Source organism: uncultured Ferrimonas sp. (genome assembly GCF_947489035.1).
Taxonomy (GTDB): Bacteria; Pseudomonadota; Gammaproteobacteria; order Enterobacterales; family Shewanellaceae; genus Ferrimonas.
Genome location: NZ_CANLCI010000001.1, coordinates 254,397 through 266,922 on the forward strand (window position 1 = coordinate 254,397; position 12,526 = coordinate 266,922).

The 12,526-nt window shown below is 54.7% G+C and carries 12 protein-coding genes; 7 read left to right on the forward strand and 5 right to left on the reverse strand.

Annotated features, from left to right (window positions below; all coding sequences use genetic code 11):
• Positions 1-46 precede the first annotated feature (46 nt).
• The 5 genes from Q0796_RS01055 to Q0796_RS01075 all read left to right on the forward strand — a co-directional run bounded on the left by Q0796_RS01055 (position 47) and on the right by Q0796_RS01075 (position 3,087).
• Complete coding sequence (locus Q0796_RS01055; RefSeq protein ID WP_298439353.1) at positions 47-961, forward strand: histone deacetylase; 915 nt, start codon at positions 47-49, stop codon at positions 959-961.
• Between the two features lie 10 nt (positions 962-971).
• On the forward strand, positions 972-1,235 hold the full coding sequence (locus Q0796_RS01060) for a late competence development ComFB family protein (protein WP_298439354.1): 264 nt from the start codon (positions 972-974) through the stop codon (positions 1,233-1,235).
• A gap of 13 nt (positions 1,236-1,248) precedes the next feature.
• Entirely contained in the window at positions 1,249-1,956 is a 708-nt protein-coding gene (locus Q0796_RS01065) for a DUF3108 domain-containing protein (RefSeq protein ID WP_298439356.1), read from the forward strand.
• Positions 1,956-2,432 carry a DUF2919 domain-containing protein gene (locus Q0796_RS01070; RefSeq protein WP_298439358.1) on the forward strand — a complete coding sequence of 159 codons (477 nt, stop codon included), beginning with the start codon at positions 1,956-1,958 and terminating at the stop codon, positions 2,430-2,432. Before Q0796_RS01065 ends, Q0796_RS01070 begins: the two co-directional genes overlap by 1 nt.
• Positions 2,433-2,526: 94 nt before the next feature.
• Entirely contained in the window at positions 2,527-3,087 is a 561-nt protein-coding gene (locus tag Q0796_RS01075) for a chalcone isomerase family protein (RefSeq protein WP_298439360.1), read from the forward strand.
• A 59-nt stretch (positions 3,088-3,146) separates the two neighbouring features.
• Here the strand turns inward: Q0796_RS01075 and Q0796_RS01080 are convergent, their stop codons facing one another.
• Together Q0796_RS01080 and Q0796_RS01085 are read right to left on the reverse strand one after the other, a co-directional pair.
• Entirely contained in the window at positions 3,147-4,013 is an 867-nt protein-coding gene (locus Q0796_RS01080; RefSeq protein WP_298439362.1) for a DUF6268 family outer membrane beta-barrel protein, read from the reverse strand.
• A gap of 38 nt (positions 4,014-4,051) precedes the next feature.
• Positions 4,052-4,669, reverse strand: coding sequence for a TetR/AcrR family transcriptional regulator (locus Q0796_RS01085; RefSeq protein WP_298439364.1), 618 nt, complete (start codon positions 4,667-4,669; stop codon positions 4,052-4,054).
• A 113-nt stretch (positions 4,670-4,782) separates the two neighbouring features.
• Between Q0796_RS01085 and Q0796_RS01090 the strand changes: the two genes are divergently transcribed.
• Both Q0796_RS01090 and Q0796_RS01095 read left to right on the forward strand, forming a co-directional pair.
• The gene (locus tag Q0796_RS01090) at positions 4,783-5,880 is read left to right on the forward strand and encodes an efflux RND transporter periplasmic adaptor subunit (RefSeq protein WP_298439367.1); all 1,098 of its coding nucleotides are present in this window, start codon (positions 4,783-4,785) and stop codon (positions 5,878-5,880) included.
• Positions 5,877-8,960 (forward strand): efflux RND transporter permease subunit, encoded by a 3,084-nt coding sequence (locus tag Q0796_RS01095; protein WP_298439369.1) that lies wholly within the window; start codon positions 5,877-5,879, stop codon positions 8,958-8,960. Before Q0796_RS01090 ends, Q0796_RS01095 begins: the two co-directional genes overlap by 4 nt.
• A 359-nt stretch (positions 8,961-9,319) precedes the next feature.
• On the opposite strand, the gene cydX is transcribed toward Q0796_RS01095, so the two are convergent.
• The 3 genes from cydX to Q0796_RS01110 are packed head-to-tail and all read right to left on the reverse strand — an operon-like array spanning position 9,320 to position 12,195.
• A complete protein-coding gene (gene cydX / locus Q0796_RS01100) occupies positions 9,320-9,427 on the reverse strand; it encodes a cytochrome bd-I oxidase subunit CydX (RefSeq protein WP_298439371.1) in 108 nt (35 codons plus the stop codon).
• A gap of 22 nt (positions 9,428-9,449) precedes the next feature.
• A complete protein-coding gene (cydB, locus tag Q0796_RS01105; RefSeq protein ID WP_298439373.1) occupies positions 9,450-10,589 on the reverse strand; it encodes a cytochrome d ubiquinol oxidase subunit II in 1,140 nt (379 codons plus the stop codon).
• Positions 10,582-12,195 (reverse strand): cytochrome ubiquinol oxidase subunit I, encoded by a 1,614-nt coding sequence (locus Q0796_RS01110; protein WP_298439375.1) that lies wholly within the window; start codon positions 12,193-12,195, stop codon positions 10,582-10,584. Before Q0796_RS01110 ends, cydB begins: the two co-directional genes overlap by 8 nt.
• Positions 12,196-12,526 lie beyond the last annotated feature (331 nt).

Consider the following 12,526-nt stretch of genomic DNA (forward strand, 5'->3'; position numbering starts at 1 on the left):
CCCCCCCTAAGCCGAGCCCAGTGCTCGGCTTTTTAATGCCGACGTGATGATCCCAACTGTCTTCCACCCTATCTATTCGCAGCTGCCGTTACCGGCAACGCACCGCTACCCAATTCAAAAGTATCAACTGCTGCATCAAGATCTGCTGCAGCGGGGCTTAATCAGCGCCCACCACTGCACTACCCCTGCCCCACTGACCGCCGCTGACATCAAACGGGTGCACCACAGCGATTATGTCGAGGCGGTATTAACCGGCCAGTTAGCCAAAGCAGCCGAGCGCCGCATTGGCTTTCCCTGGAGCCACGCACTGGCGCAGCGCTGTTTGATCTCCTGTGGCGGCACTTGGCAAACGGTGCAGCAAGCCCATCAGTACGGGATCAGCTTGCACCTGTCTGGGGGCTATCATCATGCCCACCATCACTTTGGCTCTGGCTACTGCGTCTTTAACGATTTGGTGATTGCCGCACAGTTGGCGCTGGATCAGCAGTTGGCGCAGCGGGTGTTGATCTTTGATTGCGATGTGCATCAGGGCGATGGCACCGCCACCTTAACCCGTGATAACCCCGACATCATCAGCGTGTCGCTGCATTGCCAACGGAACTTCCCGAGCCGGAAAGCGCAGTCCGACATCGACATTCCGCTGGACAACGATCTGGATGACCGTGGCTATCTGGCCACATTGACCGAAGTGTTGCCTTGGGCACTGGACTTATATCAACCGGATCTGGTTATCTACGATGCGGGCGTAGACATTCACCAACACGATCGATTGGGCTACCTCAAGGTGACCGATCAGGGGTTATTGCAACGAGACAAGTTGGTGATCGCCCAATGCAAACAACGACAACTGCCACTAGCGGCTGTTATTGGAGGTGGGTATGCTGTTGAGCAGCAAGAGCTTATTCCCCGCCACCGGCAACTGTTTATTGCCGCTGAGCAGGTATGGGGCAACCAGCAATAGGAAGCGCAAGATGGAATGGGATATCCGTAATTACTACGAATACTTGGTAAAGCAAGCCATCGTAGATCGTGGCATTCATAAAACAATGAACGAAGATGAGCTGCTGGATTTAGTCTGCTTAGCCTTAAACAAGCTGCCCGCCCGTTACATTCGGTTTCACGTTGATATGGCCAACTACTTGGCCGGTGAACAACGGCAAGCCATGGATCAGCAAGTGGACGATGCCCTTGCCCAATCCCTTCAGTTTTTGGCCCACAACCCGCGCCAAGAGTAGTTGCAATTGCGCCATGAGCCTTTACTCTATGGCGCCCTTTTCTGAACTCAAGCTGTTAATGAAATCCCTGCTATTTATCGCTTTCTCGCTGCTGGCTGGCGTAGCTAACGCCGCGCCAACGGAATTTACGGCCTCTTACCGCGCCTACAGTGCTGGCCTGCCCTGCGGCAAAGGCAGCTTGAGTTTGCGCCAGCTCGACGATGGCCGCTACGAGTACCGCGCCAAGGGCAAAGCCTGCGTGCTCAGCCAGTCGCTGGATCACTACAGCCGCTTCCAACTGGCGCCATTACAAGGCGATGAATACCAAAGCCAGTTTTCCGGCTGGTTTAGCCAGCGCTTACTGCAAGGGCAGCAGCAAGATGGCCATTATGCGGTTACGCTCAACGGCGAACCGTTAACCACCGAATTATTTCCTGCGGCAACGCTCGAGCCCACCATCATGATGTACCAGCTGGGCCACAGCCAACAATCGCAGCAGCTCAGTTACACCTGGGGCGAAGAAACCCGTGATTACTGGTTTGAATACCAAGGCAGTGAAGTGATCGACACGAAGTTAGGGCCGCTGCTCACCCACAAATACCAGCAAGATCACCCCAACGAAAGCCGCATCGCCACCTTGTGGTTCAGCCCGAAATACGATGGCCTTATGGTGCAAGCCAAAGTCAGTCGCCTTGGGGTGTCTTGGGTTAATTTTGTGATTAACGAATACCAAAGCCACTGATGCAGTCAATTCCGCTGCACCGCATGACCGATCAAGGCTGGTTTCGCCCTAGCCCGTGGCTTTATCTGTGCCTGATCTTCTTAGGGCGTACTTGGCTGCTGTTTGTTGGTGCCGCTGCCAGTCGTGAAGCCGGTGCTGATCTCTTGGCGCTGTTCTACCCCAATAAACTCAGCTTCTATTGTGGCCTTGCCATTGGTACCCCCGCCTTATGCCTATTGTGGCTGCAGGGGTTAAGGCATCGTTTTGCCTGGGTTGGTAAGATCTGGCGTTGGGGCTTTAGCGCCATCATCGTGACCCTATTGCTGGATCTGGCCTTACAGCTGCAACAGCTGTTTTTGCATAATGGTCGGTTTGTGGCTGGCCCCGCCGCAGTGCTGTTATTGTCGCTGTGGGCACTGTGGTATCTGCTAAAAAGCCGCAGCAGTCGCTTGGTCTTTGCCCATAAAGGCCACCTGTTTGATGATAAAAACAGCTAGCGTTACTGGTCTAGCCAGTTTTACGTTGCGATGAATTCCAACGGCGTGATAACTATGGCGCCCAATTCCCCATTAACAGCTCGAAGTATCGCTGATGAAAAAATTACTCTCTGCCCTGTCGCTCACCGTAGCCCTGCTTAGCGGTGCCCAAGCGGCTACCGTTGCCGACGTTGAACTGCAACCAACCATCGACGTGCAAGGCCAAAGCCTGAACTATTACGGTGCGGGGATCCGCTCTAAGTTCTTTATGAAACTGTACGTGGGCTCTCTCTATGCCCAGCAAGCGGGCTTGTCTGCCCAAGCGGTGATCAGCGGCGACAGCATCAGCGCGGTACGACTGAATATTCTCTCGAGCATGATCACCTCCGAGCGGATGATCGACACCATCGAAGCGGGCTTCGAGCAAGCCAGTAACGGCAACATGGCGCCGCTGCGCCAACGCATCAATAATTTTGTGGCGGTGTTTGATCAAGCCATCGAAGTGGGCGATCAGTTCACCTTGGTGTCTCTGCCTGGCGAAGGCGTAGAAGCCTATAAAAATGGCCAGCTGCTTACCGTGGTGCAAGGCGATGATTTCCGCCAAACTCTGTTCGCCATCTGGTTAGGGGATGAACCCGCCGATGACAAACTGAAGCGAAAGATGCTGGGTAACTAAGCCCAAAATCATAAAAAAACGGAGCCGATTGGCTCCGTTTTTTTGTTGCCATGATGAATCTAAAAGTTAACCATCAAGCCCATCAACCAACGGCTATCTACTTCGTAATCCACTTCCGAGCCTGCGTTATGAACGGTGATGTCACCGGCATTACGCAAGCCGGCAATCAGCGACACCGTTTGCCCTGATTGCAGCTGATAGCTGGCACGAGCAAAGCTTAATGGCAGCTCTTCTTCAATGGCGCCATCTTGATAAGCGAATTGGTCGGTCCGGAAGCCGCCACCAAAACCTAAGTTGATGTTGTCGCTGTATTGGTACGACAGCTCAACCCCAGCTCGGCCATTAAAGCCCGCTTCGAAGGGGTTAGACAGACGCCATCGATCGTTGATCTGCCAATCAAAGCTAATAAACGGCATGGTTTTTACTTCCACCACGCCATTGATGTACGCCAAGCCAACGCCCAACTTTAGGTGCTCAATGCCGCCGTAGTTCGCCATCGCCACAACGCTGTAGTTCATGCCATCGCTGGCGCTGGCGCCATCGGCATACGCCCACTCAACCGACGGGCTAACCAGCAACATCCAATCCCGAGACAGCGGCTGCATCGCAAACGCCGACACTTGATAGCTGTTGCGGCTGTCTAAGCTGGCAAGGGCCCCATTACCAAGACGCAGATCAGCAAAATCCCACTGGCGCTTATCCACCGCCACATTGACCCCAGCCATGCGGCCACGGCCAAGGTTATAGCGGTAGCCTACGCTGGCACCAAACTGCTGCTCGCTGACTTCGCCACCACGCTCAACGTCGCCGTCGCCACCGGACACCGCATAGGCTTCAAATTGCCACGGACTCATCGATTCGGGTTGAGCCAGTGCACCGGCACTGAACGCCAACAGCATTGGTGCTATCCATCGGATCTGCTTCATTTCCAATCTTCCTAACTGACTTTATATAAAAGAGAATTTTACGAGCCTTGGCGCTGATATGCACGACAAAATAGGTTAACCGCTTGTTCAATCCGTTGCTGCCGTTGGGGCTCATCTTCGTCGCCGATCCCTAAGTCTCGGCGCAAGCCCACCATGCCTTTGGTTAGCACCATCAACTGCTCAGCGGCGGCGAAGGGATCTGGGATCGCCCAATCGCTCTGCTGCGCCAATTGCGTTAAGCCATCGGCCAATTGCTGCAACAACCGACCGGGGCCCGCGGCGTAAAAACTGTGCGACAACTGCGGGTGCGTTTCCGCTTGGCTCACGCAAAGACGCATCACATACAGCGCTTCCGCCGACTGCATCACGTCCCCCACCCCAAGGCAAAACTGCAGCAATTGCTGCTGCGGTTTCAGATCGGCGGCAAAGTTCATCGGCGCCAGCTCAACCTCGGCACACTTATGCTCAACGCAATAAGTGAACAGATCGTCTTTGCTGCCGAAATGGGCGTAAACGGTTTGCTTAGACACCCCCGCTTGGCCAGCGATGTCATCCATGCTGGTTTCAAAATAACCATTAGAAATAAACAGATCTCCAGCGGCGTCGAGGATCTGGGTTCGTTTGCGCTCACTGCGCGGCGATCTTTTGGTGGTCATATTGGCGGTCATAAACGCAACTTAAAATAACTTTAGCATCACAATCAAACTGGACAGTCCAATATGGTTCAAACTAGACTGTCCAGTACAGTTATAAACGAGACTACCACCCAATGGATACGCGACTCAATACGCTCGCAGTCACCGCCTTGGCCTTGCTGCTCAGCGGCTGTGGCCCAGCCCCCCAAGCCGTGCTCCCGGTTGAACCAAAGCCGGTACAGACTGAGCGTCTCAATTTCAGTGACCACTACCAAATACAGCATCAACTGGTGGGGCAGATCCGCAATCAACGCACCAGCGCCATTGGCTTTGAATTAGCCGGGGTGATCGCCCATGCTCCCGCCCAGGTGGGCGACAAGGTGCGCACCGGCGACGTTTTGGCTCAGCTCGATACCGCCCTACTGAACACCGAAGCACAGCAGTTACAGGCCAACATTCGTCAGCTCAACGCGCAGCGGCAGTTGAATCAGTCCACCCTAAACCGCCAGCTAACGCTGCAACAACAGGGCTATCAGTCGCAGCAGCAGTTGGATGAATTGAACAGCCAACAACAAATCCTGAGCGCTCAGTTGCAACAAGCCCAATCGCAATTGGCCGCCAACCAGCTTAGGCTCAACAAAAGCCAGTTGAAAGCGCCCTTTAGCGGCACAGTATCTCAGCGCGAGTTAGCACCGGGGCAAGTGGTCAACGTGGGTCAGTCGGTGCTTACTTTGGTGCCAGAGCGCGGCGCGGAAGCGCGGGTGGGTGTGCCCGTGGCGCTGCTGAATAAACTGGGCAATCAATTCGAATACCAATTGCGCCATGGCGATAACCAACTGAGCGCGCAACTGCTGGGGCAAAGTGCCAGCGTTGATCCGGTCACTCGCACCGTGGATCTGCGTTTTGCCTTACCAGAAAACAGATCGTGGTTTGATGGCGATCTGATCTATTTGTCATTAACCGAAACCGTGCAGGCCAGCAATGCTCAGGTGCCGCTGTCTGCCTTGGTCAGTGGCTTACGTGGCCGCTGGAATTTAATGGTGCCGACCCAAAGCCACGATCAACAACAGCCGCAGTGGTTGCTGCAACGGCGTGATGTCACCATCTTGCACAGCGACCAAGACATCGCGGTGATCAGCGGCGCCATCAATGGCAACGAACCCTTTGTCAGTGCCGGTTTGCAAGCCTTGGTGCAAGGCCAGGCGGTTAGCCTGATTGAGGCCAAGCAATGATCAACGCGCTGGTTCGCAACCCTAGACTGATGATCATGGCCATCGCCTTGATCATGGTGGCGGGCTTCAGCTCTTTTAAGCAATTAGCACAAACGGAAGATCCCGCCTTTAGTGAACGCTTTGCCGCGGTGATCACCCCCTATCCCGGCGCCACCGCCGAGCGGGTTGAAACCCAGATCACCGAACCGCTGGAATCGAGCCTGCGTACCCTTGATGAAGTGCTGAAGCTGGAATCGTCATCTCGGCCGGGGTTTTCCCGCATCACCATTGAGTTGCGTAACGGCATCGTTGATCACGAACAGGTCTGGAGCAAAGCCCGCGCCATCATCGCCGAACAAAGCGCCAGCTTACCCCGTGGCAGCGCCGAGCCGCAGCTGGATACCCAAGTATCCTCGGCCTTTACTCGCATCTTTAGCCTGCGTTGGAATGGCCCCGGCCAAGCCGACATGATGGCTTTAGGCCGTTACAGCGAAGCCTTAGCCAATCGACTGCGACGGATCAGCGGCACCGATTACATTAAGGTGCACGGTCGCCAGCAAGAGCAGATCTCGGTGGAGATCGGCGATGCCCAAATGCAAGCATTAGGGCTGACCACCGCCCAAGTGGCGCAGATCATCCAATCCTCTGACAGCAAAGGCTCAAGCGGCCGCTTAAGTAACGATTCGGTGCGCGCGCAAGTTGAGCTGGCCGGTGAGCTGGATTCACTCGAGCGCATTCGCCAGTTGCCACTGCGCTTAGGGGAAAACCAGCAAGGGGTACGCATTGGGGATGTCGCGCAGGTGCGCCGCGATCTGTTTAAGCCCTCGGAAGACAGCGCCTTTGTGAATGGCGAGCCCGCCGTTCTGGTGGCGGCACGCATGCTGCCGCAGGTGCGGGTTGATCAGTGGGATCCACTGGTGGATCAACAACTGGCCTTACTGCAACAGCAACTGCCCGCCAACATCGCCATTGAAACGCTGTTCAATCAGCGCCAATACACCGAGCTGCGACTGCAAGATCTCGCCTTAAACTTGGCTCAAGGTTTTGTGCTGATTGTGCTGGTGTTGCTGGTCACACTGGGGCTGCGCTCGGCGTTGTTGGTGGCGGCGGCCTTGCCGTTAACGGTGTTGATCACCCTAACGGCGATGCAGTTTTACGGCTTGCCGATCCACCAGATGTCGGTGGTTGGGTTAGTGGTGGCACTGGGGATCATGGTGGATAACGCCATCGTGATTGTGGATGCCATCGCCCAGCGCAAACGCCTGGGGCTAAGCCCAGTACAGGCGGTGGGGCAAACCCTTGCTCACCTGTGGCTGCCGTTGTTGGCTTCCACTTTAACCACCGTATTGGCGTTTGCGCCAATCTTCTTAATGCCTGGGCCGGCGGGTGAATTTGTCGGTGGCATTGCGCTGGCCGTTAGCTTTGCCCTGCTCGCCTCTTATGGGGTGTCACACACCCTGATTGCAGGCTTAGCTGGCCGCTTTGTCAGTGCCGAAAGCGGCTCGCGCTGGTGGCATAACGGCATTCAACTGCCGGGGCTGATCGATCGCGCCAAAGGCGGGTTGCTGTTTGCCATGAACCGCCCGAAAACCACCATCGCTTTAGTGATGTGTTTGCCCTTAACCGGCTTTTGGGCTGCCACGCAGCTGCAGGAACAGTTCTTTCCTCCGTCGGATCGCGACATGTTCCAAATCGAGCTGTGGATGCCGCCTTCGGCCAGCCACCATGCAACCGAAGCACTCACGCTGAAGATGGATAGGTGGCTTCGCAGCCAAGAGGGCATCATTCAAACCAGTTGGGATGTTGGCCGCAATATGCCGTCGTTCTACTACAACTTGCGCTCGGCTCAGCGTGGCGTTGATAACTTTGCCCACGGCATGATCACCACCGTCAACTACCAGCGCGCCAACGAACTGATCCCTTACCTGCAGCAGCAACTGGATAGCCGCTACCCACAGGCGCAATTTATTGTGCGGAAGCTCGAGCAAGGGCCTCCGTTTAATGCGCCGGTTGAGCTGCGCTTAGTGGGCGATGATTTTGCCGCCTTGGATCAAGCCGGTGAAGCCCTGCGCCTGATGCTGTTACAGCAAGCGGAAGTCACCCACACGCGCACCTCGTTACAAAGCGGTTTGCCGCGGGTCAAGCTGACCTTAGATGAACAAGCGGTGCGCGCCGCTGGGCTGGATTTGAATCAAGTCACCACTCAGCTGCGCGGGAACTTAGATGGCAGCGTTGGCGGCACCATTTTAGAGGGGCCAGAATCGGTGCCGGTGCGCGTTCGGCTGGTGGCCGAGGCACGGCGCGATAGCAGCGATCTGGCCAACCTGCCGCTCACAACCCCATCGGGGCAGTGGCTAACGGTGTCGGCGCTGGGCACCACTTCGGTCGAAACCAGCCGCAGCGAGATCCCTCGGCGCAATGGCGAGCGGGTTAATACCGTAATGGCCTACATCCAAGCGGGTGTGCTGCCATCAACCGTCTTAGCCGCGGTGCAAACGCAAATCGCTGAGCAAGGCTATCAGTTACCCGCTGGGGTGCGATTGGAAGTGGGCGGCGAAAGTGCGGAGCGGGATCGCGCCGTGGGTCAGTTGATGTCCAGCGTGGTGCTGATCATGGTGCTGTTGGTGACCATCGTGGCGTTGTCGTTTAACTCATTCCGACTCACCCTGGTGATCTTAGCCAGTGCCTTACAGTCCATTGGCCTCGGCTTGTTGTCGGTCTACCTTGGCAACTTTCCCTTTGGCTTTAATGTGATGATTGGCCTAATGGGGTTAATGGGATTGGCAATCAACGCAGCGATTGTGATCCTTGCCGAATTAGAGGACAGCCCCGACGCTCAACGCGGTGACGTAAACGCCACCATTGCGGCGGTGGGCCGTTGTGGCCGCCACATCAGCTCCACCACCATCACCACCATTGGCGGCTTTATTCCGCTGATTATGGCTGGGGGCGGCTTCTGGCCACCGTTTGCCATCGCCATTGCCGGTGGCACCTTGTTAACCACCATGTTGTCGTTCCTGTTTGTGCCAGCGGCTTACCGCCTGACTCGGGACTGGCGCTCACCGTTAGGGCGCTCCCCCAACTTAGCCGTGGCGGCGTAAGCGCCCTTTCGTTACCCGCAACCAGCAACGCGCCGGTTCAATCGCTTCAACTGGGGCGTTTTTATTGGCGGTTGGTCAGCGCTGAAACAGCCAAAAAAAAGAGAAGCCTTAGGCTTCTCGGACTGATCTTGGTGCGGCGCAGAATCGCCATTAACGAGGAAGGAGGGCCAGCGTAAATGTCGGCGCAAACACCAAAGCAGCGTCATCATTTTGATTGTGCCTTGTGATAATTCACAAAGTGCTTAGCGATATTACTAGCAGTAAAAATAGGGGCTTGTAAACCTCAAGTCGGTTTAACAATGCAACAAAAAACGCACAACTTTCGTTGTGCGTTTTCTTCGGTGATTAAACCCTAAGGCTTAGTCTTGTTCTTTGTCCAAAGTTTCTTGGGCTTCCAACCATAAGGCATTAATGATGCCAAAGGCGGCTGCCAATAGAACCCCTAGGAACCAAACGAAATACCACATGAGTTACTCTCCTTCCCTAGGCTTAGTACAACGACGTTGAATTCTGCTCGATGTGCTGCTCGCTGATGCGGCCGTACATCTTGTAGTAACACCACGCGGTGTACCCTAGGATCAGCGGTACAAAGATTGCTGCCGCTACGGTCATTACGTTCAGCGTCATCTCTGAGCTGGTGGCATCCCACATGGTCAGCGACTGCGCTGGGTTCTTAGACGAAGGCATGATGAATGGGAACAGCGAAATTACCGCGGTTGATACCATGCCAACAATTGCCAACGAAGAGCATAAGAAGGCGAAACCACAGCGGTTCAACTTGGTTAACACCACCACCAACAACGGCATGCCTGCGGCAAGGGCTGGGGCAACAAACAACGCAGGGTAAGCGTAGTAGTTGTTAAACCAAGCACCGCTATGCAGCTCAACGGTTTTACCCAATGGGCTTGAAGGCGCCATGGTGTCAATCGTTGAGGTGATCACGTAACCATCGATGCCAGTGGCCAGCCAGAAGCCGCCAATCACAAACAATACGGTCGCAACCAGTGCCAACACCATGCTGACGGCTTTCGCACGCTCACGCAGGGCACCTTCGGTCTTCATCTGCAGCCATACGCCGCCGTGCATGGTGAGCATGGCAAAACACAGCACCCCAGCCAACAGGCCGTATGGGTTCAGCAGACCAAAGAAGCCGCCATCGTAGTAGTTACGCATCCACTCGTCGTAGTAGAACGGCACGCCTAAGAACAGGTTACCGAAGGCCACACCGAACATAATTGGTGGTACGAAGCCGCCAATAAACAACCCCCAGTCCCACGCGTTGCGCCAGCGCGGATCTTCAATCTTAGAGCGGTAATCGAAACCGATAGGACGGAAGAACAACGCAAACAGGGTGATCACCATGGCGATGTAGAAGCCAGAGAAGGCCGCACCAAACACCATTGGCCAAGCAGCGAACAAGGCACCACCGGCGGTGATCAACCACACTTGGTTACCGTCCCAGTGTGGGGCGATAGAGTTAATCATTACTCGGCGTTCGTTGTCGGTTTTGCCAATGAATGGCAGCAGCGCACCCACGCCCATATCAAAGCCATCGGTCACGGCGAAGCCAATCATCAGTACGACAATCAGACCCCACCAGATCAGGCGCAGAGTTTCGTAATCAAACATGGTTTGGCGTCTCCTTGGTCGAGGAAGTCAGTGCCGCATCAAAGGTGTTGGCAGTGGTACCCGATTCGAAGTGGTAACGACCGGTCTTCAAGCTGCTTGGACCCAAGCGAGCAAAGCGGAACATCAAGAACATCTCGATCACCAAGGCCACGGTGTAGAAGCCACAGATGGCCACGATCGAGAAGATCAGATCGCCTTCGCTCAAGCTAGAGGCTGACATGTAGGTTGGCAGCACTTCGGCGATGGTCCACGGCTGGCGGCCATACTCGGCCACAAACCAACCACACAGGATGGCAATCCACGGCGCTGGCAAGACCAAGATCAACGCTTTCAGCAGCCATGGCTTTTCGTCCACTTTTTGCTTACACGCTTGGATAAAGGCCAAACCAATCAGGATCAGCATGATTACGCCTAAGCCAACCATGATGCGGAAGTTCCAGAACATCGGGCCAACCGCAGGCACGGAATCATCCACCGCTTTGGCGATCATCGCTTCATCCGCTAGGGATACGTCGTCGATGTAGCGCTTCAACAGCAGGCCGTAACCCAGATCGGATTTCAGCTGTTCATACTGGGCGCGTTCTGGCGCAGTAATCTCGTCAGCACGCAGTTTTTTCAGTAAGTCGTACGCCACCATGCCGTTACGAATGCGGCCTTCGTGCTCTACTTTCAGATCCTTAATGCCGATCACTTGCTCGTCCAAGGAACGCGTTGCGATGATGCCCATTAAGTAAGGGATCTTCACGGCGTAATCGACGGTCATGTTTTCGCTATCTGGAATACCGATGGCGGTAAAGGACGCTGGGGCTGGGTGAGTTTCAAACTCCGCTTCAATCGCGGCCAATTTTACTTTCTGCACATCGCCCACTTCGTAGCCGGATTCATCACCAAGGATGATCACCGATACGATGGACGCCATACCAAAGGCAGCGGCAATCGAGAATGAACGGCGGGCAAACGCCAGATCACGCCCTTTCAGCAGGTAGTAAGAGCTGATTGCCAAGACGAAGATCGAACCGGTTACGTAACCGGATGCCACGGTATGAACAAATTTAACCTGCGCCACTGGGTTGAACACCAACTCAGCAAACGAGGACATTTCCATGCGCATGGTTTCGTAATTAAAGTGGCTACCGATTGGGTTTTGCATCCAACCGTTGGCAATCAGGATCCACAGCGCAGACATGTTGGAACCAAAGGCCACACCCCAGGTTACCGCTAAGTGTTGACGCTTAGACAAGCGATCCCAACCGAAGAACATCAGGCCGATCAGCGTGGATTCTAAGAAGAACGCCATCAGAGCTTCGATCGCCAGTGGCGCACCAAAGATGTCACCAACGTAATGCGAGTAGTATGCCCAGTTCGTTCCGAACTGGAACTCCATGGTGATACCGGTGGTCACCCCTAGGGCAAAGTTGATAGCAAACAACTTACCCCAGAACTTACACATATCTTTATAAACCTGTTTGCCGGTCATCACATACAGCGATTCCATAATGGCAAGCAGGACAGTCATCCCTAAGGTCAGTGGGACAAACAGGAAGTGGTACATCGCGGTCAACGCGAACTGTAACCTCGATAGATCGACGACTTCATCGATAATCATTGTTGCGTTCTCCTCAACTCCATCTGGGGCGGTATTCCAGACAGGCAACGCTTAAATTAGGCTAATTCGAAAGGGCAGCCTTTAAACGGGTTATAAGATTCAAAGATCGGCCATGGCCCTCACCCAGTTCTTGGGGGGAAACACCAACAGAAAAAATCATGATGGTGGGTGGGAGCGATTGCGTCACTTAGCGCACTTCTTATACCAGTCGTATTCCACAAAAAATGTGTGGCTACTCTCGAAATCATTTGGAACCAAGCTGCAATCCAAAATCAATTCGAGGCTATATATAACATTGCTAATACAGCCACCCAATCCCTGCCGAGTTCGC

Bases quoted from the DNA above. Each gene is read 5' to 3' on its own strand.
- Q0796_RS01110 (WP_298439375.1), bottom strand. From the start codon at position 12,195: ATGATTATCGATGAAGTCGTCGATCTATCGAGGTTACAGTTCGCGTTG.
- Q0796_RS01075 (WP_298439360.1), top strand. From the start codon at position 2,527: ATGAAAAAATTACTCTCTGCCCTGTCGCTCACCGTAGCCCTGCTTAGC.
- Q0796_RS01070 (WP_298439358.1), top strand. From the start codon at position 1,956: ATGCAGTCAATTCCGCTGCACCGCATGACCGATCAAGGCTGGTTTCGC.
- cydX (WP_298439371.1), bottom strand. From the start codon at position 9,427: ATGTGGTATTTCGTTTGGTTCCTAGGGGTTCTATTGGCAGCCGCCTTT.
- cydB (WP_298439373.1), bottom strand. From the start codon at position 10,589: ATGTTTGATTACGAAACTCTGCGCCTGATCTGGTGGGGTCTGATTGTC.
- Q0796_RS01055 (WP_298439353.1), top strand. From the start codon at position 47: ATGATCCCAACTGTCTTCCACCCTATCTATTCGCAGCTGCCGTTACCG.
- Q0796_RS01060 (WP_298439354.1), top strand. From the start codon at position 972: ATGGAATGGGATATCCGTAATTACTACGAATACTTGGTAAAGCAAGCC.
- Q0796_RS01095 (WP_298439369.1), top strand. From the start codon at position 5,877: ATGATCAACGCGCTGGTTCGCAACCCTAGACTGATGATCATGGCCATC.
- Q0796_RS01065 (WP_298439356.1), top strand. From the start codon at position 1,249: ATGAGCCTTTACTCTATGGCGCCCTTTTCTGAACTCAAGCTGTTAATG.
- Q0796_RS01085 (WP_298439364.1), bottom strand. From the start codon at position 4,669: ATGACCACCAAAAGATCGCCGCGCAGTGAGCGCAAACGAACCCAGATC.
- Q0796_RS01080 (WP_298439362.1), bottom strand. From the start codon at position 4,013: ATGAAGCAGATCCGATGGATAGCACCAATGCTGTTGGCGTTCAGTGCC.
- Q0796_RS01090 (WP_298439367.1), top strand. From the start codon at position 4,783: ATGGATACGCGACTCAATACGCTCGCAGTCACCGCCTTGGCCTTGCTG.